Annotated in this window: 23 protein-coding genes; 4 read left to right on the top strand and 19 right to left on the bottom strand. The window is 66.4% G+C overall.

The genetic code is table 11. The features are described 5' to 3' along the window. Nucleotides 1-3: 3 nt before the first annotated feature. The 15 genes from U5S82_01700 to U5S82_01630 all read right to left on the bottom strand — a co-directional run bounded on the left by U5S82_01700 (nt 4) and on the right by U5S82_01630 (nt 15643). The gene (locus tag U5S82_01700; protein MDZ7750382.1) at nt 4-2472 is read right to left on the bottom strand and encodes a glycogen/starch/alpha-glucan phosphorylase; all 2469 of its coding nucleotides are present in this window, start codon (nt 2470-2472) and stop codon (nt 4-6) included. 94 nt (nt 2473-2566) lie between these two features. Then, nucleotides 2567-3949, bottom strand: coding sequence for an NADH-quinone oxidoreductase subunit N (locus tag U5S82_01695; protein MDZ7750381.1), 1383 nt, complete (start codon nt 3947-3949; stop codon nt 2567-2569). After that, nucleotides 3946-5481: an NADH-quinone oxidoreductase subunit M gene (locus tag U5S82_01690; GenBank protein MDZ7750380.1), complete on the bottom strand. Its 1536-nt coding sequence runs from the start codon at nt 5479-5481 to the stop codon at nt 3946-3948. Before U5S82_01690 ends, U5S82_01695 begins: the two co-directional genes overlap by 4 nt. Further along, nucleotides 5474-7351: an NADH-quinone oxidoreductase subunit L gene (gene nuoL, locus U5S82_01685; GenBank protein ID MDZ7750379.1), complete on the bottom strand. Its 1878-nt coding sequence runs from the start codon at nt 7349-7351 to the stop codon at nt 5474-5476. Before nuoL ends, U5S82_01690 begins: the two co-directional genes overlap by 8 nt. 4 nt (nt 7352-7355) lie before the next feature. Next, nucleotides 7356-7658: an NADH-quinone oxidoreductase subunit NuoK gene (gene nuoK / locus U5S82_01680; GenBank protein MDZ7750378.1), complete on the bottom strand. Its 303-nt coding sequence runs from the start codon at nt 7656-7658 to the stop codon at nt 7356-7358. After that, a complete protein-coding gene (locus U5S82_01675; GenBank protein ID MDZ7750377.1) occupies nt 7651-8154 on the bottom strand; it encodes an NADH-quinone oxidoreductase subunit J in 504 nt (167 codons plus the stop codon). The genes nuoK and U5S82_01675 overlap by 8 nt, the downstream gene beginning before the upstream one ends. Then, nucleotides 8151-8714 (bottom strand): NADH-quinone oxidoreductase subunit I, encoded by a 564-nt coding sequence (locus U5S82_01670; protein MDZ7750376.1) that lies wholly within the window; start codon nt 8712-8714, stop codon nt 8151-8153. Before U5S82_01670 ends, U5S82_01675 begins: the two co-directional genes overlap by 4 nt. Then, entirely contained in the window at nt 8711-9853 is a 1143-nt protein-coding gene (locus tag U5S82_01665) for a complex I subunit 1 family protein (protein ID MDZ7750375.1), read from the bottom strand. The genes U5S82_01670 and U5S82_01665 overlap by 4 nt, the downstream gene beginning before the upstream one ends. Then, nucleotides 9850-11277: a 2Fe-2S iron-sulfur cluster-binding protein gene (locus U5S82_01660; protein ID MDZ7750374.1), complete on the bottom strand. Its 1428-nt coding sequence runs from the start codon at nt 11275-11277 to the stop codon at nt 9850-9852. The genes U5S82_01665 and U5S82_01660 overlap by 4 nt, the downstream gene beginning before the upstream one ends. Next, complete coding sequence (gene nuoF, locus U5S82_01655) at nt 11262-12581, bottom strand: NADH-quinone oxidoreductase subunit NuoF (GenBank protein ID MDZ7750373.1); 1320 nt, start codon at nt 12579-12581, stop codon at nt 11262-11264. Before nuoF ends, U5S82_01660 begins: the two co-directional genes overlap by 16 nt. After that, nucleotides 12578-13078 carry an NADH-quinone oxidoreductase subunit NuoE gene (nuoE, locus tag U5S82_01650; protein MDZ7750372.1) on the bottom strand — a complete coding sequence of 167 codons (501 nt, stop codon included), beginning with the start codon at nt 13076-13078 and terminating at the stop codon, nt 12578-12580. Before nuoE ends, nuoF begins: the two co-directional genes overlap by 4 nt. Then, a complete protein-coding gene (gene nuoD / locus U5S82_01645; GenBank protein MDZ7750371.1) occupies nt 13075-14304 on the bottom strand; it encodes an NADH dehydrogenase (quinone) subunit D in 1230 nt (409 codons plus the stop codon). The genes nuoE and nuoD overlap by 4 nt, the downstream gene beginning before the upstream one ends. Continuing rightward, nucleotides 14301-14780 carry an NADH-quinone oxidoreductase subunit C gene (locus U5S82_01640; protein ID MDZ7750370.1) on the bottom strand — a complete coding sequence of 160 codons (480 nt, stop codon included), beginning with the start codon at nt 14778-14780 and terminating at the stop codon, nt 14301-14303. The genes nuoD and U5S82_01640 overlap by 4 nt, the downstream gene beginning before the upstream one ends. Then, nucleotides 14780-15268: an NADH-quinone oxidoreductase subunit NuoB gene (nuoB, locus tag U5S82_01635; GenBank protein MDZ7750369.1), complete on the bottom strand. Its 489-nt coding sequence runs from the start codon at nt 15266-15268 to the stop codon at nt 14780-14782. The genes U5S82_01640 and nuoB overlap by 1 nt, the downstream gene beginning before the upstream one ends. Nucleotides 15269-15277: 9 nt before the next feature. Further along, on the bottom strand, nt 15278-15643 hold the full coding sequence (locus tag U5S82_01630) for an NADH-quinone oxidoreductase subunit A (GenBank protein ID MDZ7750368.1): 366 nt from the start codon (nt 15641-15643) through the stop codon (nt 15278-15280). Between the two features lie 453 nt (nt 15644-16096). Here U5S82_01630 and U5S82_01625 point away from each other — a divergent pair, with 453 nt between their 5' ends. The 3 genes from U5S82_01625 (at nt 16097) to U5S82_01615 (ending at nt 19228) form a co-directional block, all read left to right on the top strand. Further along, entirely contained in the window at nt 16097-17368 is a 1272-nt protein-coding gene (locus U5S82_01625; protein ID MDZ7750367.1) for a DEAD/DEAH box helicase, read from the top strand. 37 nt (nt 17369-17405) lie between these two features. Then, on the top strand, nt 17406-17681 hold the full coding sequence (locus tag U5S82_01620) for an RNA-binding protein (protein MDZ7750366.1): 276 nt from the start codon (nt 17406-17408) through the stop codon (nt 17679-17681). A gap of 149 nt (nt 17682-17830) precedes the next feature. Then, the gene (locus U5S82_01615; GenBank protein MDZ7750365.1) at nt 17831-19228 is read left to right on the top strand and encodes a glycoside hydrolase 100 family protein; all 1398 of its coding nucleotides are present in this window, start codon (nt 17831-17833) and stop codon (nt 19226-19228) included. A gap of 144 nt (nt 19229-19372) precedes the next feature. On the opposite strand, the gene U5S82_01610 is transcribed toward U5S82_01615, so the two are convergent. Next, nucleotides 19373-20716, bottom strand: a complete 1344-nt coding sequence (locus tag U5S82_01610) for an NAD(P)/FAD-dependent oxidoreductase (GenBank protein ID MDZ7750364.1) — start codon at nt 20714-20716, stop codon at nt 19373-19375. Between the two features lie 255 nt (nt 20717-20971). Here U5S82_01610 and U5S82_01605 point away from each other — a divergent pair, with 255 nt between their 5' ends. Next, nucleotides 20972-21775 (top strand): PP2C family protein-serine/threonine phosphatase, encoded by an 804-nt coding sequence (locus tag U5S82_01605; GenBank protein ID MDZ7750363.1) that lies wholly within the window; start codon nt 20972-20974, stop codon nt 21773-21775. Nucleotides 21776-21826: 51 nt separating this feature from the next. On the opposite strand, the gene U5S82_01600 is transcribed toward U5S82_01605, so the two are convergent. The 3 genes from U5S82_01600 to U5S82_01590 form a co-directional block, all read right to left on the bottom strand. Next, nucleotides 21827-21991: a DUF3096 domain-containing protein gene (locus U5S82_01600; protein ID MDZ7750362.1), complete on the bottom strand. Its 165-nt coding sequence runs from the start codon at nt 21989-21991 to the stop codon at nt 21827-21829. 42 nt (nt 21992-22033) lie between these two features. Beyond that, nucleotides 22034-22399, bottom strand: coding sequence for a TusE/DsrC/DsvC family sulfur relay protein (locus tag U5S82_01595; protein MDZ7750361.1), 366 nt, complete (start codon nt 22397-22399; stop codon nt 22034-22036). 255 nt (nt 22400-22654) lie between these two features. Next, nucleotides 22655-23605: a PDZ domain-containing protein gene (locus U5S82_01590; protein ID MDZ7750360.1), complete on the bottom strand. Its 951-nt coding sequence runs from the start codon at nt 23603-23605 to the stop codon at nt 22655-22657. Between the last annotated feature and the right edge of the window lie 32 nt (nt 23606-23637).

The following is a 23637-nucleotide window of genomic DNA, read 5'->3' as shown; positions in this document are numbered from 1 at the left end:
AGTTCAGAGGTGGACCGGTTTCACCTTCCAGATCTTCTCGCAGTACTCTTGAATGGCCCGATCCGATGAGAACCCGCCCATGCGTGCGGTGTTGAGGATGGACATGCGATTCCAGTGGGCGGGATCGCGAAAGGCCTCCTCTACCCGGCTGTGGCAGTGTGTATATGAGTCGTAGTCGGCCAGCACCAGGTAGGGGTCGTGATAGATCAAAGAATCGGTCAGGGGCCGGAACAGTTCGCGGTCGCCATGGGAGAACAGGCCCGAGTTGATCAGTTCGATGACCTCGCGCAACTCGTTATTGCCTTGCACGATGTCCGCGGGCCGGTAACCCGCGGCCAGGGTTTCGCTCACCTGTTCCTGGGTGAGGCCGAAGAGAAAGAAGTTGTCGTGGCCGACGGCATCGCGGATCTCCACATTGGCGCCGTCCAGGGTGCCGATGGTGAGCGCGCCGTTCATGGAGAACTTCATGTTGCCGGTGCCCGAGGCCTCCTTGCCGGCGGTGGAGATCTGTTCCGACAGGTCCGCGGCGGGGTAGACGTACTCGGCGTTCTTGACGTTGAAGTTGGGGTAGAACGCCACGCGCAGGCGGGTGTTGACCTGGGGATCGCGGTTGATGACCTCGCCGACCGCGTTGATGAGCTTGATGATCAGCTTGGCCATGAAATAACCGGGCGCGGCCTTGCCGCCGAACACGAAGGTGCGCGGGACGAGATCGATGTTCGGTGACTGCTTGATGCGGTTGTAGAGGGTGATGATGTGCAGCACGTTGAGGTGCTGGCGCTTGTATTCGTGGATGCGCTTCACTTGGATATCGAACAGGGACTGCGGGTCCACCACCACCCCGGTAAGCGCCTTGATTCGGCCCGCGAGGCGCTCCTTGGCCGCCAGTTTCATTTCTTTCCAGCGGTCCTGGAAGGCACCGTCTTCGGCAAAGGGCTCGAGCCGGCTCAGATTGTTCGCATCCCGTGCCCAGCCCTTGCCGACGACGTCGGTGAGGATGCCGCAGATCCGCGGATTACTGAGTTGCATGAAGCGCCGGGGGGTGACACCGTTGGTGACGTTGTGGAACTTGTCGGGCCACAGCTCATGGAAATCCTTGAGGATGGTGGTCTTGATGAGTTCCGAGTGCATGGCGGCCACGCCGTTGACCGCGAAGCTGCCCAGCGCCGCCAGGTGGGCCATGCGCACCCGTGGCTGGGGATCGTTGGAGATGAGGGACATGCGGGCGATGCGCTCCGGGTCCCAGGGGTACCGGATCCGCAGTTCGTCGAGAAAGCGCCGGTTGATCTCGTAGATGATCTCGAGGTGACGCGGCAGCAGGCTGCCGAACAGATCCACCGGCCAGGTCTCCAGGGCCTCGGGCAGCAGGGTGTGGTTGGTGAAGGCGAAGGTGTGGCGGGTCACATCCCAGGCCGTATCCCAATCCATGACGTGGACGTCCACCAGCAGGCGCATGAGTTCCGCCACGGCGATGGCCGGGTGGGTGTCGTTGAGCTGGGCGGCGAACTTCTTGTGGAAGGTGTCGAGGGTGGCGTTCTGCAGGTGCAGGCGGATCATGTCCTGCAGGGAGCAGGAGACGAAGAAGTATTGCTGCTTCAGGCGCAGCTCCTTGCCGGCTGCCGGCTCGTCGTTGGGGTAGAGCACCCGGCTGATGTGCTCGGCCTCCACCTTGGCCTGGATGGCGCCATAGTAGTCGCCCTTATTGAAGGCCTGGAAGTCGAAAGACTTGCCGGCAGTGGAATGCCACAGGCGCAACAGGTTGGTGTTGTCCACCCCGTAGCCCATGATGGGGGTGTCATAGGCGACGCCACAGATCTCCTCTGCAGGCACCCAGCGCACGCGGTCGCGGCCGCGCTCGTCGGTGAAGTGCTCGGTGTGGCCGCCGAACCAGACGGGAAAGGAGAGACGGCTGCGGGGGATTTCCCAGGGGTTGCCGTGGCGCAGCCACAGGTCGGTGATCTCCACCTGCCAGCCGTCCTCGATGACCTGCTCGAAGATACCGAACTCGTAGCGGATGCCATAGGCGATGGCCGGTATCCGCAGCGTCGCCAGGGAGTCCAGGTAGCAGGCCGCCAGGCGTCCGAGACCGCCGTTGCCGAGGCCCGGCTCGGGCTCCGCCTCCGCGATCTGCTCCAGGTTCATGCCGAGGTCCTGAGCCCCCTGGCGGGCGCTGTCGACGATGCCGAGATTGATGAGGTTGTTGCCCAGGTGGGGTCCGGGCAGATACTCGGCCGACAGGTAGCACACGGTGCGCACGTCACCGCGCTTGTAGGCCTTGCTGGTGCGGATCCAGCGTTCCAGCATGCGGTCGCGCACGGTGTAGGCCGCGGCCTTGAACAGGTCATGGGGCTCGGCCACGTCCAAGCGGCGGGCCTGGAGGTAGAACAGGTTATCGAGGAAGGCCCGTTTAAGGGCCTCGTGGTCCATGCTGGTGCGGGTGCGTACCTCGATGTCCTTCTTCTTCGCGTTCATGCTCGGCCCTCGGTTTGAACGTCAGCTATTCTTTCCAAGCGAGCCGCAGCTTCCAAGAGAGCCATGGCCTCCAGGCGGGCCACGGCGGCGTCCGTCAGAGACGTGCCAGCAGCCAGCCGGGAAACAGGGTCACCGCCGCCACCGCGGTCACGCAGACCAGGCCGGCGATGCCCGCCAACACCCCGGTATGCGCCTTGGCCTCCGTGGCGACGGGTTCGTCCATGAACATGATGCGAATAACCCGCAGATAGAAGAACAGCCCCAAATAGCTGGCCAGCAGGCCGGCCACCGCCCAGGCGGTATAGCCCGCCTCCACCACGTTCTTGAAGATGAAGAACTTGGCTACGAAGCCCGGCAGGGGCGGGATCCCCGCCAGTGACAGCATGGCCACGGCGATGAGGATGGCTGCCGCGGGCCGGCTGCGGTAGAGCCCCCGCAGGCGATCCAGATGGTCCCGGGTCGCCTCGTCATCGTGGGGGGGCAGGCAGGCGAAGGCCAGGAGATTGGCGAGGCCGTAAACCAGCACGTAGAACACCACCGCCTCCTGGCGTCCGCCGGGTTCTCCCAGCAGCACGAAGAACAGAAACCCCGCATGGGCGATGGAAGAGTAGGCGATCATGCGCCGGAAGCCCGTCTGGGCCATGGCCGCGAGATTGCCCCAGGCGGCGGATAGCAGGGCCAGGGTGGCGGTGAGGCCGACGACGCCGGGGGAGAGACGGGCGCCGTCGAACAGCCCTATCAGGGCCAGCAACACGGCGCCCTTGATCACCGTGGCCATATAGGCTGTCACCGGGATGCCGGTGCCGGCGTAGGCATCGGGGGCCCAGGCATGGAAGGGCACCAGGGCGGCCTTGAGCATCAGGCCCACCAGTACCAGGGTCACGGCGGCCACGGCCAGGGGTTCCGGGCTGACTGCGGCAGCGGCGAAGGCGGCCATGGACAGGGAACCGGTGGCGCCCAGGGTCAGGGATATGCCGAACAGCAGGGTGGCGCTGCCGGCGCCGCCCAGGATCAGGTATTTGAGGGCGGCCTCGGCGCTCTCCGGGCGTCCGGAGCCCGCCACGATGAGGGCATAGACCGGCAGGGACAGCAGTTCCAGGCCCAGGAACAGGGTCACCAGGCTGCCCGCGGAGACCACCAGGCAGGCGCCATAGAGGGACGACAGCAGCAGCATGGCGAAGCGCCTGTCGCTCTGCGACTCGCCCGCCAGCAGCAGCACCGGCAGGGCCAGGCCCAACAACACCGCCTTGGCCACGGCGCGACCCGGGTCCAGCACGAACTGTTCGGGGAAGGGCGCCGCGACATAGTCACCCGCGGCGAGCCACAGGGCCGCGAGGGCCGCCGCGGCCACTGCCAGCAAGGGGATGGGCAACGACGGACTCGACCGAAGGGCGGTCAGGTCGAGCACCAGCAGTATCAGGATCCCCGCCAGCAGCAGGTGCTCGGGGAGCAGGCCCACCAGCATGTCGAGATTCATGGAGTGACTCCTGGGGGTTGGACCGCGCGCATGATGGACTGGATCTCGAGGGCGGAGGCCTCGGTCTTCTCCAGCAGGGACGCCGGCGCCAGGCCAATGAGGAAGATGGCCGCCACCAGGGCGGCCAGGATGCCGCTCTCGCGGCGGTTGAGACCCGCCAGCGGGGTATGGGGCGCCTTGGCCGGGCCGAACAGCAGGCGTCCGGCCAGGCGCAGCATGTAGAGGGCGCCAAGCACCACCCCCAGCACCGCCGTCGCCGCCAGGGCCAGGGGCCAGGTGGCGTGGGGCAACTCGGCCCAGCCGGCGTTGAAGGCCCCCAGGAGCACCAGGAATTCGCCGGTGAAGCCGCTGGTGGAGGGCAGCCCGACGGAAGCCAGGGTCAGCAACATGAAGAACACCGCGTAGCCCGGCAGCAGCTTGGCGAGGCCGCCGTAATCCGCCAGGTCACGGCTGTGGCAGCGCTCGTAGATCATCCCCACCATGAGGAACAGGCCGCCTGCAATCAGGCCGTGGCTGACCATCTGGATGATGGCCCCCTGTATCCCCAGCAGGTCATAGCTCACCAGCCCCAGCATCACGTAGCCCAGGTGGCTGATGGAGGAGTAGGCGACGATCTTCTTGATGTCATCCTGCACCAGGGCCAGCAGGGCACCGTAGATGATACTCACCACCGCCAGAGTCATGAGGGCCGGCCGGAACAGCAGCGCCGCTTCGGGAAACAGCGGCAGACCGAGCTTGAGAAATCCGTAGGTGCCCATCTTGAGGAGCACGCCGGCGAGGATCACCGAGCCCGCGGCGGGGGCCTCCACATGGGCGTCGGGCAGCCAGGTGTGCAGGGGCACCATGGGCACCTTGACGGCGAAGGACAGGGCGAAGGCGGCCAGCAGCAGGGACTGCACCTCCAGGGGCCAGTCGCCGCGGTAGAGGTCGGCGATGGCGAAGGAGGGCACGCCGGTGGCCGTGTAGACCGTGTAGGCGATATAGATCACCGCCGCCAGCATGAGGATGCTGCCGAAGGCGGTGTAGAGTACGAACTTGAAGGTGGCATAGAGGCGTCGCTCGCCGCCCCAGATGCCGATGATCAGGAACATGGGGATGAGCATGGCCTCCCAGAACACGTAGAACAGGAACAGGTCCTGGGCCAGGAATGTGCCCACCATGGCGAACTGCAGCACCAGCAGCATGGCGTAGAACAGGCGCACGCTGGTGGTGATGGCGCTGAAGGCGCCCGCCACCACCAGCGGCCCCAGGAAGGCGGTGAGGAGCACCAGCAGCACGTTGAGGCCGTCGAGGCCCACGTGGTAATAGACGCCCCACTGCTCGATCCAGGGGATGCGGGTCTCGAACTGCAGGCCCGGGATTCCGGCCTGGAAATGGCTGTAGAGCCAGGCGGCGAGCACGAATTGCACCACCATCACGGCCAGGGCCAGGCCGCGGGTCAGGCCATCCCGCCCGGCCGGGACCAGCGCCAGGGCCAGGGCCCCCAGCAGGGGCAGGAACAGCAACCAGTTCAGCATGACGGCCTCAGACATCGGTCCACGTCCATAGCAGCCCGGCACCCAGGCCCATCAGGACCAGCCAGGCATAGAGTTGCAGGTTGCCGGTCTGGACCCGCACCAGGGCCCCGGCGGTGCCCCGCGCGAGGGCCGCCGAGGCATGCAGCAGACCGTCGATGAGCAGGCGATCGGACACCCTCAGCAACACCCGATCCGAGACCCACACCAGGGGCCGGCCGATGAATCCCTGGTAGAGTTCATCCACGTAGTATTTGTTGGTGAGTACCCGGTGCAGGGTGGCGAAGCGCTCGCTCAGGACTGCCGCCGGCCGGGCCTCGCCGGCAAACAGGTAGCGCGCCCCGGCGAGCCCCCCCACGGCCAGCGCCACGGCGAATACCGCCAGGGGCAGATGCCAGGCGGCCAGGCCTTCGGCCACCGCGGGCAGGGGCAGCAGGCTTTCCAGGTAATGGGGCACGGCGATGAAGCCCCCCACCGCCGACAGTAGGGCCAGCACCACCAGCACGCCGGTCATGGAGCGGGGCGACTCGTGGACATGGGCCTCCACCTCGGGGGCCATGCGGGAGGGCGTCAGGAAGGCCAGCCACAGCAGGCGGAACATGTACAGGGCGGTGAGGAAGGCGGTGATGGCGCCCACCACGAATAGCAGGGCCCCGCCGTGCTCCCCGGCCAGGGTGAACCACAGGATCTCGTCCTTGGAGAAGAAGCCTGCCAGAGGGGGCAGCCCGGCGATGGCTGCGGTGGCCACCGCGAAGGTGACGAAGGTGATGGGGATGCGCCGCGCCAGCCCACCCATGCGGCGCAGATCCTGCTCGCCGCCGAGGGCATGGATGACGCTGCCGGCCCCCAGGAACAGGCAGGCCTTGAAGAAGGCGTGGGTCACCAGATGGAACACCGCCACGGCATGGGCACCCACACCCAGGGCGAGCACCATGAAGCCGAGCTGGGAGACGGTGGAGTAGGCCAACACCTTTTTGATGTCGGTCTGCACCAGGGCGATGGTGGCGGCGAAGAAGGCCGTGGCCACGCCCACCACCGCCAGCAGCAGGGAGGCCTCGGGGGACAGCAGGTAGACGCCGGACAGGCGGGCCACCAGGTAGACCCCCGCGGTCACCATGGTGGCGGCATGGATCAGGGCGGACACCGGGGTGGGGCCGGCCATGGCGTCGGGCAGCCATACATGAAGCGGGATCTGGGCCGACTTGCCGGTGGCGCCCACGAACAGCAGTACCCCCACCAGGGTGGCGGTCGCTGCCGGCAGCATGCCCCCTGCGGCGGCGGCATTGATGGCGTCCATCTCCAGGGTGCCCAGCACGGCGAACAGCACGAACATACCCAGCAGGAAGCCGGCATCGCCCACCCGGTTGGTGATGAAGGCCTTCTTGCCTGCAGCGGCTTTGGCGGGGTCGTCGAACCAGAAGCCGATGAGCAGATAGGAGGCCAGCCCCACGCCCTCCCAGCCCACGAACAGCACCAGCAGGGAGCGCCCCAGCACCAGCAGCAGCATGAAGAACAGGAACAGGTTGAGATAGGCGAAGTAGCGGGCGTAGCTCTCGTCGCCCTTCATGTAGCCCATGGAATAGATATGGATGAGGGAGCCCACGCCGGTGACCACCAGCACCATGACCGCGCTCAGGCGGTCGAGATAGAGGGAAACCTCCAGGGCCCCCGTGCCGAAGGCGGCCCAGGTGAACAGGGTCTCCACCAGAGGTTGGCCCGTACCGGCCTCCAGTTGCATCACCGCCTGCACGGCGACCAGGAAGGCGGCGATGGGCAGGCCGCAGCCCACCACGGTGACGAAGCGGGTGCCGAGCCGGGGCCCGAGGAGGCCGTTGACGAGGAATCCCAGCAGCGGCAGCAGAACGATGGTGGTGAGGGATGCGCTCATGGTGTCAGCCCCGCAGTTCCATGTAGGCACTCGGGTCCAGGGAACGCCGGCGGCGCGCCAGCAGGACCACCAGGGGTACGGCGACGGCCACCTCGGCGGCGGCCACCACGAAGGCCAGGAAGATCAGCACCGCACCCGCGGCGGCGCCGGTATGGGCGGTGAACACCGCCAGACTGAGCAGCACACCGTTCAGCATGAGTTCGAGGAACATGAGCATCACCAGCAGGTTGTGCCGCACGATGATGCCCACGAGGCCGATGGCGAAGAGCAACGCGGCGAGGCCGAGCAGCAGGGTGGTGTCATCCATGGTCTTGTTCCTGATAGGCGCGCAGCACCGCGACGGCTGCCACCACTGCCGCCAGCAGCAGCACCGAGGCGAGTTCGAAGAAGAGCCAGTAATCCGCGAGAAAGGAATGCGCGAAAGCCTGGACGCCGAAGGGGCCCGGCGCGCCGGCCGGCACCGGCGTGCCCGGCAGCAGCACGACCAGCAGGATGCCGCCGAGGATCACCAGCCCCACGATGGCGGGCAGGAGGAAGCCCGAACGCCGGTCGACATCGGCGCGGTCGCGGACCTCGAACAGCATGATGGCGTAGATCATGAAGACCATCACCGCACCCACGTAGATGAGCACCTGGAACACGGCCACCACGTGGAGGCCGAGCATGGCGTAGAGAGCCGCTACGGAGAGCATGGTGGCGGCCAGGGCCAGGGCCACCCGCATGGGGTGGTGGAACACCAGCATGAGCAGGGCGCCGGCCACGGCGGCGGCGGCAAAGAACATCAGCAGGAAGGTTTCCATCATTTCTGGAGACCGCCCTTGGGAGGATAGGGCTTGGCCACGTCCTGCTGGGGGTTCCAGGTCATCAGGTGCTCCTTGTCCAGCCACATGTTATGACGGTCACTACCCGGCAGGTTGGGGACGTCCGGCACCATGCGGATGGCGTCCTCGGGGCAGGCCTCCACGCAGAAGCCACAGAAGATGCAGCGGGCGTAGTCGATGGCGAAGGCCTCGGGATACTTGGGATGGGTGGTGTCCTCGATATCGAAGCCGGCCTCGATCTCGATGCAGTGGGCCGGACATACGGTGGCGCACATGTTGCACGCGATGCACTGGGGACGACCATCGGGGCGCTGGGTGAGCACATGCTTGCCACGGTTGCCGCGGGCATAGTCGGGGCGCCGCTCCTCGGGATAATAGCTGGTGACCGCGCCCTTGCGTCCGGTCATCCAGCGCCCCATGTTGCGCCAGAACACGCGGTTGGTGGTGAGCAGGCCGCGGATTATCTCGAAGATATAGGCGCGCTCCCACCAGCCGAGGGTGGGCTCGTTCCAGTAGTCGCGGCGTGGGGGCCTGGGGCTCACAGGCCCACCCCCTGGAGGAACCACACCACCACCACCGTGACCACCAGATTGGCCAGGGCCAGGGGCAACAGGAAGCGCCAGGCGAAGCCCAGCAACTGGTCATAGCGGAAGCGCGGCAGGGACCAGCGCACCAGGATCAGGAAGCTGCACATCAGGAATACCTTGAGCCAGAACACCAGCACCTGGAGGGTCACCACCAGGCCATGGCTCATGGCGATGGCGTAGCCCCCCGGCAGGAGGAAGCCGTCGTCTCCCATGTAGGGCAGGTTGTAGCCGCCCAGGAACAGGGTGGTGAACACCGCCGCGACGATGGCGATCTCGATGAAGTGGGCAAACATGAACAGCCCCATCTTCATGGCGCTGTACTCGGTGAAATAGCCCGACACCAGTTCCGACTCGGCCTCGGGCAGGTCGAAGGGGATGCGCTGGTTCTCGGCCTGGGCCGCCACCACGAACAGCAGCGCCCCCAGGGGCTGGAGGAAGACCCCCCAGGCCGGCAGGAAGCCCAGCACGATGCCGGATTGCTGGTGGACGATATCCACCAGGTCGACGGTGCCGTAGATGAACAGCAGGCCCACCACCGTCAGGGCCAGCACCAGCTCGTAGGAGATGAGCTGGGAACCGGCGCGCACCGCCCCCAGCAGGGAGAACTTGTTGTTGGAGGACCAGCCCGCCAGCAGGGTGCCGAGCACCGCCAGGCCGCCGAAGGCGAACACCACCAGCAGGCCGGCATCCAGGCGGGCCACTTGCATCTGATAGCTGCGGTCGCCGAACCACTCGCTGCCGAACAACTCGCCGGGTACCAGGGTGCCGCCGAAGGGCACCACCGCAAACACCAGCAGCACCGGCACGAAGGCGATCCACGGCGCCAGGGTATAGGCCAGACGGTCGTTGGAATCGGCGCGGAAGTCCTCTTTCAGCAGCATCTTCGCGCCATCGGCGAGGCCGTGGAAGAGCCCCATCCATACCAGCTTCACCTGGGTGTAGGGCAGCCGCAGGTAGGCTCGGTTGGCGCCGATGCGGTCCGACATGATGGCGGACTGCTTGCGCTCCACCCAGGTGAGGAGCAGGCCGCATGTCATGAGCACCAGCACCGAGTAGGCGATGAATACCCCGTGTACCACCAGGTCCTGGATCATGACGTGGCCCCCTGCGGTGCCAGCTGTGGAAACACGGTCTCGGCATCGGCCACCGTGGCCGGAGGCGGGAAACAGGGTGCGAAGGCGCTCACCACGCCCTCGAAGTTGGTGAAGTGCCCGGCGCGCTCGGTGTGGATGCTCAGGGGGACGAATACCGCCGCCAACCCATTCTCCGGCGCATCGAAGGCCCCCAGGACGATGGTGGCGACACCGTCTGGGATCGTGTCGAAATCGAAGCCTTCGCCCCATACCAGCACCAGGTCCGTGCCCTCCGGGACGGCCGCCGGCGTTTCCCCGAACAGTGCCCGGGCGCGGGTGGTGTTGGGGTTCTTGTCGGCCCGCAGCAGCAGGTGGTCGTCCCCCGGCTCGTTGGGCTGCTGCCGATGGTCCTCCTTCACCGCGCAGCTAAAGCGCGGCGCCAGGTGTTCCTTGAAGGCATCGAGTTCCTCGTTGGAGCCCCAGCTGGATACCAGGGCCAGAGGCCGTTGGGCGCCGGCGATGGCCTGCCGGGCGGCCTCCAGCGCCTGGTCCATGGCCACCACTTCGCCCTTCACCATGGGCTCCAGGGCCCGCGGCCGCTCCACCAGGGCCGCGAGGTCGCGGCCCTTGTTACAAATCCACGGGCCGTTCACCGCGGGGTTCTCGTGGGGGGTGACCCGGGCGATGGTGTGGTTGCGGTGGGTGGCCACCGCCTGCAGGCGCCATTCGGGTTTGCGGTGCCACACGTCGATGGTGCAGCCACGGGCGCAGCCCGGGCACACCGAGGGCGTGGTGGTGAGGTACCACACCCGCGATTGGTGCAGGAAGGCGCGCGACAGCAGCGCCCCCACCGGGCAGATATCGATGACGTTGTCCGAGTAGGGGTCGTCGTCCAGGCTGCGTCCCTCGGCGGGACGTACCAGGGAGGTGTCGCCGCGGTGCTTGATGCCCAGGACGTTGGAGCCCGACACCTCGCGGGTGAAGCGCACGCAGCGCGAGCACAGGATGCAGCGCTCGTTGTCCAGCACGATGCGGCTGCCCAGGGAGTAGTGCTTGGTGGCGTGGACCTTGGGATCGATGGAGGTGGATGGGCTGCCGTTATGGGCATAGTGATAATCCTGCAGCAGGCACTCGCCGGCCTTGTCGCAGATGCCACAGTCCACGGGATGATTCAGGGTCAGGAACTGCAGGGTCAGCTTGCGCTGGTTGCGCACCGCTTCGGTGTCCGTGTGCACCTTGAGGCCGTCATATATCGGCAGATTGCAGGCGAGGGCCAGCCCGCGGCCTTCCACCTCCACCATACACACGCGGCAGTTGCCGGCGATGGACAAGGCCGGATGCCAGCAGAAGGCGGGGATGGGGATGTCATGGGCCAGCGCCACCTGCATCACGGTCTGGCCACCCTCCGCCTCCAGTTCGCGGCCGTCGATTACGATCCCGGGCATTCGATGTTTCCCTCAAAGCGGGAGCGTTTGTGCTCGATGTAGTAGGTGAACTCGTCGCGGAAGTGGTCGAGTATGCCCATGGTGGCAAAGCCGGCGGCGTCGCCCATTCCACATATGGTGGTGCCGTCGTTGGCGCGGGAGATGGTGTAGAGGCGCTCGATATCCTCGGGGCGGCCGTCGCCGGCGACGATGCGTTCCACGATGCGATGCATCCAGCCGGTACCCTCCCGGCAGGGCGTGCACTGGCCACAGGATTCCTGATGATAGAAGCGCAGCATGATATGCAGCAGCCGCACCATGCAGGTGCCTTCGGCGATGACGATCATGCCGCCGGAGCCCATGGACGAGCCGGCCTCGCGCACGGCGTCGTGGTCGAGCAACACGCCATCCAGATCATCGGGGGTGCGGATCCCGGCGAGGGCGGCGGGAACCACCGGGGTGGAGATGCCGCCGGGGATCACCGCCTTGATTGGGCGATCCCCCGGGATGCCACCGCAGTCCTGGTGTAATAAACGACCCCAGGGATAGCCCAGTTCCACTTCGTAGACCCCGGGCCGGCGCACGTGGCCGGACACCGACAGCAGGCGGGTGCCGGGACTGGCGTCTGAGCCGGTGGCACGGAAGGCCTCGGCACCGTGGTTCACGATCCAGCTGATGGTGGACAGGGTCTCGACGTTGTTGACCACGGTGGGGCTCTGGAACAGACCGCTCACGGTCATGCGCGGTGGCCGGTTGCGGGGGTAGGCCCGGGTGCCCTCGATGGAGCCGAGCAGGGACGAGGCCTCGCCGCATACATAGGAGCCGGCGCCGCGGAACACGAAGATGTCGGTGGCGAAGTCGGTGCCCAGGATCCCCTCGCCCAGGTAACCGGCGGCATAGGCCTCCTCCACCGCCGCCGCCAGGCGGCGCCAGGGGCGGTCGTATTCGCCGCGGATGTAGATGAAATTATGACGCGCCGCGAGGGAGTAGGCACCGATGGCCATGGATTCCAGCAGGGTATGGGGGCTGTGCTCCAGTACCCAGCGGTCCTTGAAGGTGCCCGGCTCGCCCTCGTCGGCGTTGGCCACCAGGAAATGGGGCTGGCCGTCATAGGGGTTGATGCCCTGCCACTTGCGCCCGGCGGGGAAGGCCGCGCCGCCCCGCCCCTGGATCCCCGAGTCCACGATCGCCTGGGTGACGTCTTCCGGCTTCATGGACTTCAGCACCTTCTCCAGGGTCTGGTAGCCGCCGCGCTCGAGGTAGGCGTCGAGGGTGTGGGAGGTGTCCGTGACCTCGAAATTCATCAGGACCTTGGTGCCCGTCATACCCGGCCCCCCGTCGTTTCTGCGGGCGGTGCCGCCGCCAGTTCGTCCAAGAGGGCATCGACGTTCTCGGTGTTCACGGCATCATGGTAGGCCTCGTTCACCCGCACCACCGGTGCGCCGCCGCAGGCCCCCAGGCACTCCACCGTAGAGAGGGTGAAACGCCCGTCCGGGGTAGTCTCGCCCACGGCGATCCCCAGGCGTTGCTCGAGGTGGGCGATGAGGCGTTCGGCGCCCAGCATGGAACAGGAGACATTGCGACAGACCTGGAGGTGCCAGTGGCCGATGGGGGCACGGCGCAGCATGTGATAAAAGGACAGGATCTCTTCCACCCGGATGCGCGGAATGCCGAGCCACTCCACCAGGCCGTCGATGTCCTCGTCGGCGATGTAGCCCCTATCCTCCTGGATGCGCCGCAGGGCGGGCAGTACCAGGACGCCGTCCTGGTCCGGGGGCAGGCGGCGCTTCAGGGCCTCCAGTTCGGGGATGAGGTGTTTCATCGGTCGCACTCGCCGCCGATCATGTTCACGGAGCCGAAGGTGGCGACGATGTCCGCCAGCTGGTAGCCCTCCAGCAGGCGATGGAGCCCGCCCATGTGGATGAAGCTGGGGGCGCGCACGTGCATGCGGTAGGGATTTCCGCCGCCGGTGCTCACGAGGTAGAAGCCGAGTTCGCCGTTGGCCGCCTCGTGGGCGCGGTAGACATCGCCGGCTGGCACTTGGGGGCCCTCCATGATGAGCTTAAAATGATTGATGAGGGACTCGATCTCCGAATAGACGAGATGCTTCTCGGGCAGCGTGCAGCGACGGTCGTCCACGTTGATGGGGCCGGGCTCCAGCATCTCCACCAGCTGGCGGATCATGTACACCGACTCGTCCATCTCCCGCATGCGCACGTAGTAGCGGTCGTAGTTGTCGCCCTTGATGCCCACCGGCACCTCGAAGTCCAGGTCTTCATAGGCCAGGTAAGGGGTATCGCGGCGCAGGTCCCGGGGCACCCCGGTGGAGCGCAGCATAGGGCCGGTGAAGCCCCAGTTCAGGGCCTCTTCGGTGGTGAGAACGCCGACATCGCGGGTGCGATCGATGAAGATGCGGTTGCGGTCCATGAGGGCGTGCACCCGGCCGATGAAATCGTCGTACTGCACCAGGATCTCTTCGAGGCGCGCGAGCCAACCCTCCGGCAGGTCCCGGGCCAGGCCGCCGATGCGCCCGTAGGTGTAGGTGACCCGCGCCCCCGTGACATCCGCGAGGTGCTCATAGATGTAGTCGCGGATGGTCATCAGATACAGGAAGGCGGTCATGGCCCCGATCTCCATCAACGACGCGGCGATGCAGGTCATGTGGTCGGCGATGCGGGAGTACTCGGCCAGCAGGGTGCGCAGCACCCGGCAGCGCGGCGTGATCTCCACCTCCATGAGGGTCTCCACGGCGTCGCAGTAGGCGAAGTCGTTGAGGAGCCCGGAGCAATAGTTGAGGCGGTCCACGTAGGGGATGAGGTTGTTCCAGGTGTGGTCCTCGCACTCCTTCTCGAAGCCTCGGTGCAGGTATCCGCAGTGAACATCGGCGCGGGTCACCCGCTCTCCGTCCAGGGCGGCGATGATCTGCAGGGTGCCGTGGGTGGCCGGATGGGAGGGGCCGATGTTGACCACCATGCCGCCCACCTCGTCGGGCGTGAAGGCCGCCCGTACGGGGTTCTGCAGGGTGTTGTCCTCAGGCAGCATGGTCATTGGCGATAGCGCACCAGGGGTTGGGCGTGGTCCTTGGCGTAGTCCTTACGCAGGGGGTGACCCTCGAAGCCTTCGTAGAGCAGGATAGGGCGCAGGTCCGGGTTGTCGCGAAAGCCGATGCCGAACATGTCGTGGCACTCGCGCTCCATGAAATGGGCGGCACCGTAGAGAGGAGTAAGGGAATCCACCGTGGGGTCGCCTTCGGGGACGGCGGTCTTCACCCGCACCCGCAGGTGCTCGCGGCTGGAGTAGAAGTGGTACACCACGTCGAAGCGAGGCTCGCGCCCCGGCCAGTCCACCGCGGTCACGTCGAGCAGGATATCGAAACCGTGGGCCGACTTCAGGCGTTTGGCAGTGGCCAGCAGGTCCGTCGCCGGCAACTCCATCACCAGCAGGCCTAGGCTTTCGCTGGCCTCGAGGCCGTCGGTGGCCAGCCGTTCGCGTAGGACGGTGAGCGGGGTCGGTTCCATGGTCATCAGAAGCGTTCGTTGACGATAGGGTGCGGTGAACGGGCGATCTTGTCCTGGAGCTGCATGATGCCGTCGATGACCGTCTCCGGGCGCGGCGGGCAGCCCGGGATATAGACATCCACCGGGATGATGCGGTCGATGCCGTCCAGGGCCGCGTAGTTCTGGTAGAAGCCGCCGCTGGTGGCGCACACGCCGAAGGCCATCACCCACTTGGGCTCGCACATCTGCTCGTAGACCTTCTTGAGGATGGGGGCCTGCTTGTGGGTCACGGTGCCCACCACCATCAGCAGGTCGGCCTGGCGCGGCGTGAAGCGGGGCAGGGCGGCGCCGAAGCGGTCGGTGTCATAGAGGGTGGAACTGACCGACATGAACTCCATGGCACAGCAGGCGGTCACGAAGGGGTAGGGGTAGATGGAGAACTTACGCGCCCACCCCACCAGCTCGTCCTTGCGGGTAGTGATATATTCCATGGCGCCCATGGGCTTGTGCTCCATTTCCACCATTCAGGTTCTCACGTCTTCGAGCAGGCCGCTCTTCCACACATACAGCATGATCAGTACCAGCAGGGTCATGAACAGCCCGAACACCACCACGAGTGTGGCATCGAGGGGCTGCGCCCCCAGGGCCCACAGCACCAGGAACACCGTCTCCAGATCGAAGAGGATGAACACCACCGCCACGCCGTAGTACTTCACCGGTATCGGTCGCACGTTTTGCAGGTCCACGGGGGTGGCGCCGCATTCGAAGGGCTCCTGCTTCACCGCGCTGGTGGCGGGTTTCGGCCCCAGGAAGCGGTTCAAGATCAGCATCACTGCGACGGCGCCGAGGATCGCCAGGAGATAAAGCAGGAAGGCCCCATAGGCATTCATGATGCCGGGCCTCGCGTGAAGCACTGATTGGAGATGGGGCTGACGTGCATGATCGACTGTTCGGTCCCTGGGTCCTTATCGTCTCGTTGTCGAAGTCCGTTGGGCGTGATGGCGGAAGGCCACCTACCGTCATGGCCGCGGATGATGACCGCTTTAAGGCCTAAGATGCAAGACCCTTAATGAAACCAAAACAACAACTTAATAAATACTTAAGAATTGCCGTCTTTCGATTAAACCTGGATTAGACCAGGAATAGATTGGCGCCCGCGGTCCGTGCAATGAGGCCGACTATGGCGTATAGTGCGCGCCACTCAGCGCGAAGCGGATCTGGCGCTGGGTGACTCGCGGTTGTCCTCTTAGCTTCTCCGGCTTACCTCGATTTCCAGTCAAACGCTCCGCGCCCACCGGCCCGGTCGCCCCCGCGTGATCGGCCTGGTCTTTCAGGAACACTACATGCCTTTCGAACGACTCGGCCTCAGAGCCGAACTGGTGCGCGCCGTCAGTGCGCGTGGATACGCCAAGACGACGCCCATCCAAGCGAAGACCATCCCCCTCATTCTCGAAGGCCGCGACGTCCTCGCGGGTGCCCAGACCGGCACCGGCAAGACCGCCGCCTTCACCCTGCCATTGCTCCAATTGCTGAGTGCCGGCAACCCTCAGGGCCGGCACCCGCGGGCCCTCATCCTCACGCCCACCCGCGAACTCGCGGCCCAGGTGGGGGAGAGCGTGGGGGCCTACGGCCGGCATCTGTCCCTGCGCCATGCGGTGGTGTACGGCGGCGTGGGCTTCAACCCCCAGGCCCAGCGCCTGCGGGCCGGCGTGGATGTGCTGGTGGCCACCCCCGGGCGGCTGCTGGACCATCTGGGCCAGCGTACCCTGAACCTCTCCCACGTGGAGATCCTGGTGCTGGACGAGGCCGACCGCATGCTCGACATGGGCTTCATCCACGACATCCGCAAGGTGTTGGCGGTGATGCCCAAGAAGCGCCAGAACCTCATGTTCTCCGCCACCTATTCGGACGAGATCAAGAAGCTGGCCGACGGCCTGCTTCATCAGCCGGCCCTGGTGGAGGTGGCGCGCCAGAGCCAGGCCGCCGAGCTCGTGTCCCAGCGCGTCCACAAGGTGGACAAGGAGCGCAAGCGCGAGCTGCTGTCCCATCTCATCGGCAGCGGTGACTGGCGCCAGGTGCTGGTGTTCACCCGCACCAAGCATGGCGCCAACCGCCTGGCGGAGCAGCTCGGCCAGGACGGCATCAAGTCCAGCGCCATCCATGGCAACAAGAGCCAGAGCGCCCGTACCCGCGCCCTGTCCGACTTCAAGGAGGGCCGTATCCGCGCCCTGGTAGCCACGGATATCGCGGCCCGCGGCCTGGACATCAGCCGCCTGCCCCACGTGGTGAACTTCGAACTGCCCAACGTGCCCGAGGACTACGTGCATCGCATCGGGCGTACCGGTCGCGCGGGCGAGGAGGGTGTGGCCTTGTCCCTGGTGGCCTCGGAGGAGCGCAAGCTGCTGGCGGACATCGAGCGCCTGCTGAAACGCCAGCTACCGTCCGAGGTGATTCCGGGCTTCGAGCCCTCCGGCCGTGAGGAGCCGTTGCTCAAGGCACCGGGACGTGGTGGTGGTGGTCGTTCCCAGCCGGGCGGGCGCAGCAACCGCCCGCCGGCCCACCGCGCCGGCGCCGGCAAAGGCCGGTCCGGCCCGCGCCAGCACCAGCGTACCTGAACCCCCAACCCTCAACTCGAAGCGAGGAAACAATAATATGAATCTATATGTCGGCAATCTGGCCTACGGCGTCACCGAAGAGCAACTCATGCAGACCTTCACTGAATTCGGTGAGGTGGCCAGCGTCAAGCTCATCACCGACAAGTTCTCGGGCCAGTCCAAGGGCTTCGCCTTCGTGGAGATGCCCAATAATCGCGAGGCCGACGTGGCCATCAAGACCCTGAATGGCAGCGCCCTGGCCGGCCGCGCCGTCAAGGTGAACCAGGCCCAGGCCCGCAGCAACAAGCCCTCGGGCGGCGGCCGCCGCTACTGAGGACGCCCCTGACGTCCCCGGCCATGGGCCGGGGGCTTTCCACATCCCCGGTCGGCCGCGTCGTTCCCCGCCCTCTCGTAATCATTACCCTTCCCGTCTGGTCCGTTCTGCTGAGCCCACCCCAACCGTAGCGGGATCTTGCGGCATCCATGACCGAGCATACGAAGACCGCCATCACCAAGGCCAGAGCCCTCCTGGAAGAGGCTGTGGTCTCCTACATGGGCCGTCCCGTGGGCACGGTGGCGGCCCTGGATCCCGGCCTCGAGGCCCTGAACTACGACCAGGTCTTCACCCGCGACTTCGCGGTGTCCGCCTTCGCCCTCCTGCTGGAGGGACGGGACGACATCGTGCGCAATTTCCTGGAACTCGCGGTGGAACTCCAGAGCAGCGAGCGCCAGTTCGACTGCTTCAAGCCCGGCCAGGGGTTGATCCCCGCCAGCTTCAAGGTCGAGACCGTTGACGCGGGACAGCGCCTGGCGGCCGATTTCGGCGAGCACGCCATCGCCCGGGTGGCGCCGGTGGATTCCGGCTTCTGGTGGTTGCTTACGCTCCAGGCCTACGGGCGGGCCACCGGCGACACCACCCTGGTGCGCACCCCGCCGTTCCAGGAAGCCATCCGCCTGGTGCTCGATCTCAGCCTGGTCACGCGCTTCGACATGTTCCCCACCATGCTGGTGCCCGACGGGTCCTTTATGATCGACCGCCGCATGGGGGTCTACGGCTATCCCATCGATATCCAGGCCCAGTTCTATGCCGCCCTGTGTGCCGCGCGCCGGCTGCTGGTGGCAGATGAACCGGCCAACGCGGAGTATGTCGCCGCGGTGGAGGAGCGCCTCGGGCACCTCGCCTATCACCTGCGTACCTATTACTGGTTGGATCTGGAGCGCCTCAACCAGGTGTACCGCTATGGCGTGGAGGAGTACGGACCCACCGCGGCGAACCAGTTCAACATCCAGCCGGAGGCGATCCCCGACTGGCTGATGGACTGGCTGCCGGAGGGGGGCGGTTATTTTGCCGGCAACGTGGGGCCGGGCCGCCTCGACTACCGCTTCTTCGCCCAGGGCAACCTGCTGGCCAGCGCCGCGGGTCTCGCCACCCCGGAGCAGACCGCCGCCATCATGGCCTTATACGCTGCGCACCGGGACGACTTGTTGGGGGAAATGCCCCTGAAGCTCTGTTTCCCGGCCCTCGCCGGCCAGGAGTGGCGTATCCTTACCGGCTGCGACCCCAAGAACCGGCCGTGGTCCTATCACAACGGCGGCAACTGGCCCATGCTGTTGTGGCTGTTCGCCATCGTGGCCCTCGAGGCGGGTGACCAGGAACTGCTGGAGACCGCCCTCCACGACGCGGAGCGGCGCCTGGTCCGGGAGGACTGGCCCGAGTATTTCGACGGCCGTGCCGGCCGTCTGGTGGGCCGCTATGCGCGCCGCCGCCAGACCTGGACCGCCGCCGGCTACCTGGTGGCCCGGCAGTTGCTGGAACACCCTGAGCGGGCCGCCTGGCTGCGTCTCGGTGACCACGTGGATGCCGCGAGTTGCAGCACCTGATGGCCCCTTCTGTACCGCATGGGCCGGGGCCTGACAGCGAAAAGCATCACCGCGAAAGACGCGAAAATACACGAAAAGAGGAAAGGCAGCGGGGCGTGTAGGAACGAGCGAAGCGGTTCCGCCGCTACGGCGGTGGCGGCATCGTTATGGCCCGTGGCTACGAAAGCCCTCAGGTTTCCCGGCGTTTGGGGGCGGCTTGCCGTCGGCCTCGAAGATCCAGCGGTTGTCGCCGCTGCGGGTGAAACGCAGGTGGACGATGTCCGGCGGGAACAGCATCTGCCAATTCCACTCGAAGTACACCCGCACCTTGCGCAGCAGGGTGGGGATCTGCAGCAGGTAGAAGCCCCTCCACAACAGCCATGCCGGAAAGCCCGACAGGCGCAGGCCGTAGATCTCGGCCACCGCCTTGTTGTGGCCGATGGAGGCCAACTGGCCGCGGGAGCGGTAATGGAAGGGCCGGGTGTCGCGGCCCGCCTCCCGGCGTACCAGGTTGTCGGCCACCAGGGCCGCCTGGCGCACCGCGAACTGGGCGGTGGGGGGCGACGGTTGGCCGTCCGCCTGGTTGATCACCCATGCACAGTCCCCGAGGGCCCAGATGTCCGGATGGTCCTGCACCGACAGGTCCGGGGCGGTGACGATGCGGCCCTTCTCCTTGGGCAGGGCCACGCCTTCGATCAGCCCCATGGGGGCGGTGCCGATGGTGGCCACCACCGTGGCACCCTCCACCCGTCCGCCGCCGCTGAGTTCCACGCCGCGGCCGTCCACCTGCGCCACCCGTGCTCCGAGATGGATGTCGATGCCGTTGCGGCGCATGCGTTTCTCGGCATAGCGTCCCAGACCCTCGGAGATCTCGTTCAGCAGCCGGTCGCGGCTGTGGACGACGGCCACCCGGCAGTCCGCGGCATCCACCTCGGGATAGTAACGCACCGCCTCGGCGAGGAAGTCCTGGATTTCACCGGCCACTTCCACGCCGCTGAAGCCGCCCCCCACTACCACGAAGCGGGTGAGGGCCCGGCGTACCTCCGGGTCGGGCTGGCGGGCGGCCCGCTCCAGTTGCACCAGGATGCGGTTGCGCAGGGCCAGGGCGTCCCCCAGCAGCTTGAGGGGGACGGCGTGCTCGGCCATGCCGGGCACCCGGCCCAGGTCGGCCCGCACGCCGCAGGCCAGCACCAGGCGGTCCCAGTGGACGGGTTCGGCGTCGGGCTCGGCCATGATGAGCCGTCGTTGCTCCAGGTCCACCCGGGAGACGTTGACCATGCGGAAGCTGCTGCGGTGCACCATCTGGCGGATGGGGGCCACCACGTGGCCCGGCAGGATGGAGGCCCCCACCACCTCCGCGAGCAGGGGGTTGTAGGTGATGTAGTTCTCGCGGCTGAGCAGCAGGATGCGCCAGTGGTCGGGCAGTTGTCGTTCGAGTCGGCGGGCGACGGTGATGCCCGCAAACCCACCGCCCACGATGGCCACCGTGCGTGCGGGTTGTTCACTCATGGTGACTCCGGATAATCGGCGGGCATCGGCCCGGGCGTGTGACGCCCCATGGGGCCACAGGATAATGGATGGCGATGGACCTCGTTCAGAATACCGGTCGCCGCGGCGTCTGCTTTCAGGTGCGACGAAAAGCGGCGCGTCCCATCCCGGTCTGTGAGGAGAAGGCATCGCCGCGAGACCGCGGCCGGTGAACCAATTGACCGTGGCCCTGGTGGTCTCCTTCTCATCCAGGCGTCACCGGCGAGGTGTAGAGGCATGGTTCCATACGAGCGTGATTCGATGATTGGTGAGGACGAACGCCGGCGGGCGGCGCGTATCCATTACAGCTTTCTGCCGGAGGACTACAGCGACGGGGATCTGCACATCGCCGTGAACTGTGTGCCCTGGGGCGACATCGGCGGCGACTATGGCAGCATCCTGCCGCTGTGTGACGGCCGGGTGGTGGTGTGTCTGTGCGATGCCGTGGGTCATGACGTGGGCAGCGCCCTGTACGCCGCGCGTATCAATACCTTCGTGCTCGCCCACGCCCCGCGTGCCGGCCACCCCTGTGAACTGGTGGACGAACTCAATGCCTTTCTGTGCCGGTCCCTGGCGGGGATCGGCATCTATGCGTCGTTTTTCGTGGCCTTTCTCGATGTCCGCCACGGTACCCTGGACTACGCCGGGGCGGGGCATCCGCCGGCCATCCATTATCGCCGTGCCAGTGGGAATACGGAGACCCTGGCCTCCGAGTCCACCCTGCTGGGGGTGTCCCATCCGGCACCGCTGGCGTGTTCGGCTGCCCGGCGGTCCCTGGACCCGGGGGACAAGCTGTTCTTCTACACCGACGGCATCATCGAACACCGGGACGGGCAGGGCAGGGCCTTCGGCATGGAGCGCCTGGAGCAATTCGTGATCCGCCACAACACCCTCCCCAGCCCCGATTTCAATCGCCGGCTCATGGAGACCCTGACACGGTTCGGGCCGGGGCCACCCCGGGACGACATGCTCATGATGACGGCGAGCCTCCAGGACCCTTCCGGCCGGCAGGCCGCGGCCCTGCGGCGACTTTCACGTTAAGGGGGGATACGCCCGATCCGCGGCATGCCGGCCCGGCCTGACTCGGCAACCTCACATGGTGGGACGCAGATAATCGAGCAGCCCCACCAGGCCGAGGACGATCAGGTAACCGGCGACGATGTAGTTGAGCAGGCGCGGTACCATCAGGATGGCGATGCCCGCCAGCAGGGACACCAGGGGCACCACCAGGGGATGGCCAAAGAATATTCCGTGCATGAAGCTCTCCAGGGGCCGGCAACGGCGCTGTCCACGGGATGGTTACAGGGCGGTGCCGAAGCCCTCGTCCTCGGTGTAGGCGGGCACGGGCAGGCCGGCGATCTTCAGGCCCTGGGTCACCGGGCCACCGGGAAACAGTTTATACAGATAACGCCTTCCTCCCTGTTCGGCGAAGGCCTCTGCCAAAGCATCGGCGAGGTCCCTCCCACTCTCCGGCTGGCCGTGCTCGAGATAGTGCTCCCGCAGGCCGTGCACCACGGACCAATGCTCCGCAGTCATCTCCACACCCACTTCCGCGGCCACGCGGCGACCCGTCTCCTCGTCCCAGCCCGCCAACTCCTGTTCGCGGTCGGCCTGCTGGGGGTCCGCGGTGCCGCCGTTCCTTACCATACTCTTGATGTCTGCCATGGCACTCCCCTGTTGTCGTTGTTGGGCGGTCCGCCGAACCGACGTTCCGAACTCGATTCTAGATTGCGGCAACCACCCTTGCGGATCAAGCCATCCCGGGCGCGGAGGGGTTCATTCGTTGTCCATACCCCATACCCGGGACGGGATAACCGTCCTGATTGCTCGAGCCGGATATGAGCGCTCCGCCTGCCGTAGCAGGCGGGAGGAATAAACCATCGTCCCTATCCGCCGGCCCCGCCCGACGGGGGATGTCGATTATATGCCCTCGTCTGCGGCGCCGTTGCCATCCTCGGAGGACGCGCCCCCTTTTGACTCACTGTCACCACCGGCCGCGGCGCCTTCGTCCCACCGCGGGCCATAGGGATACGGCATCATGGGCATGGGATGCACGGGCTGACCGTAGCCGGGCGGCATGGTGTAGGGATGGTGGCTGTGCTGGCGGGGCCGATGGCGGGGCTCGGCGCGACCCAGGGTGGTCTCCACGGTCTTGGCCTCGCCATCCCGCAGCAGGGTGATGGTCACCTCGTCGCCGGGGTCGAAGAAATACACGGCTCGCAACACATCGACAGGAGTGTGGATGGTGCGCCTGTCGATCTTCATCAGTACATCGCCGGCCTTCACCCCGGCCTCGTGGGCCGGTCCGTTCTTTTCCACGTCGGATACCAGCACGCCGCTGTCGCGGGGCACGCCATAGCCTTGGCGCAGTCCGGGGGTGAGGGGCGTCATGGCGATGCCGAGGTGGGCGATGCCGGCTTGCCGGGACGGGCGCCGCGCCTGCCGCTCGGCGGGCGCGGCCAGGGTGACCTCCAGGGTCTTGGCTGCACCGTCACGATGGATGCGCAGTTCCAGGGTCTCGTCGACGGGCAGTTGACCCATCAGCCACTGCAGCCGCGCGGGCGAATAGATCGGCTCGTCTTCCAGCCGTATCAGGATGTCTCCGCCCTCGATGCCGGCCTCATCGGCCGCACTGTCGGGTACTACCCGGCTCACGGCCACTCCGTGGGAGAGGTCCTTGGCATGAAGATGATCGAAGGGCACCTGCTGAACCACCACCCCCAACTGCGGCCGCTCCGGGTTGGATGCCCCCGGCGCGGCCAGGGCCATGGATGTCGCGATCATGAGCACCAGAAAGGCCATGGCCGCCGCCCATGGCAGGGATCGCTCGAGCGTGGTTGTCTCGACGGTGGTTGGTTCGTATCGGCTCATGGCTATCTCCTTATCGATATCGTGAATCAGTG

The organism is Gammaproteobacteria bacterium (assembly GCA_034522055.1).
In the GTDB taxonomy this organism is placed as follows: Bacteria; Pseudomonadota; Gammaproteobacteria; order JAABTG01; family JAABTG01; genus JAABTG01.
Note: the sequence above shows the minus strand (reverse complement) of the source record. Positions and strands in the feature narration are given on the sequence as shown.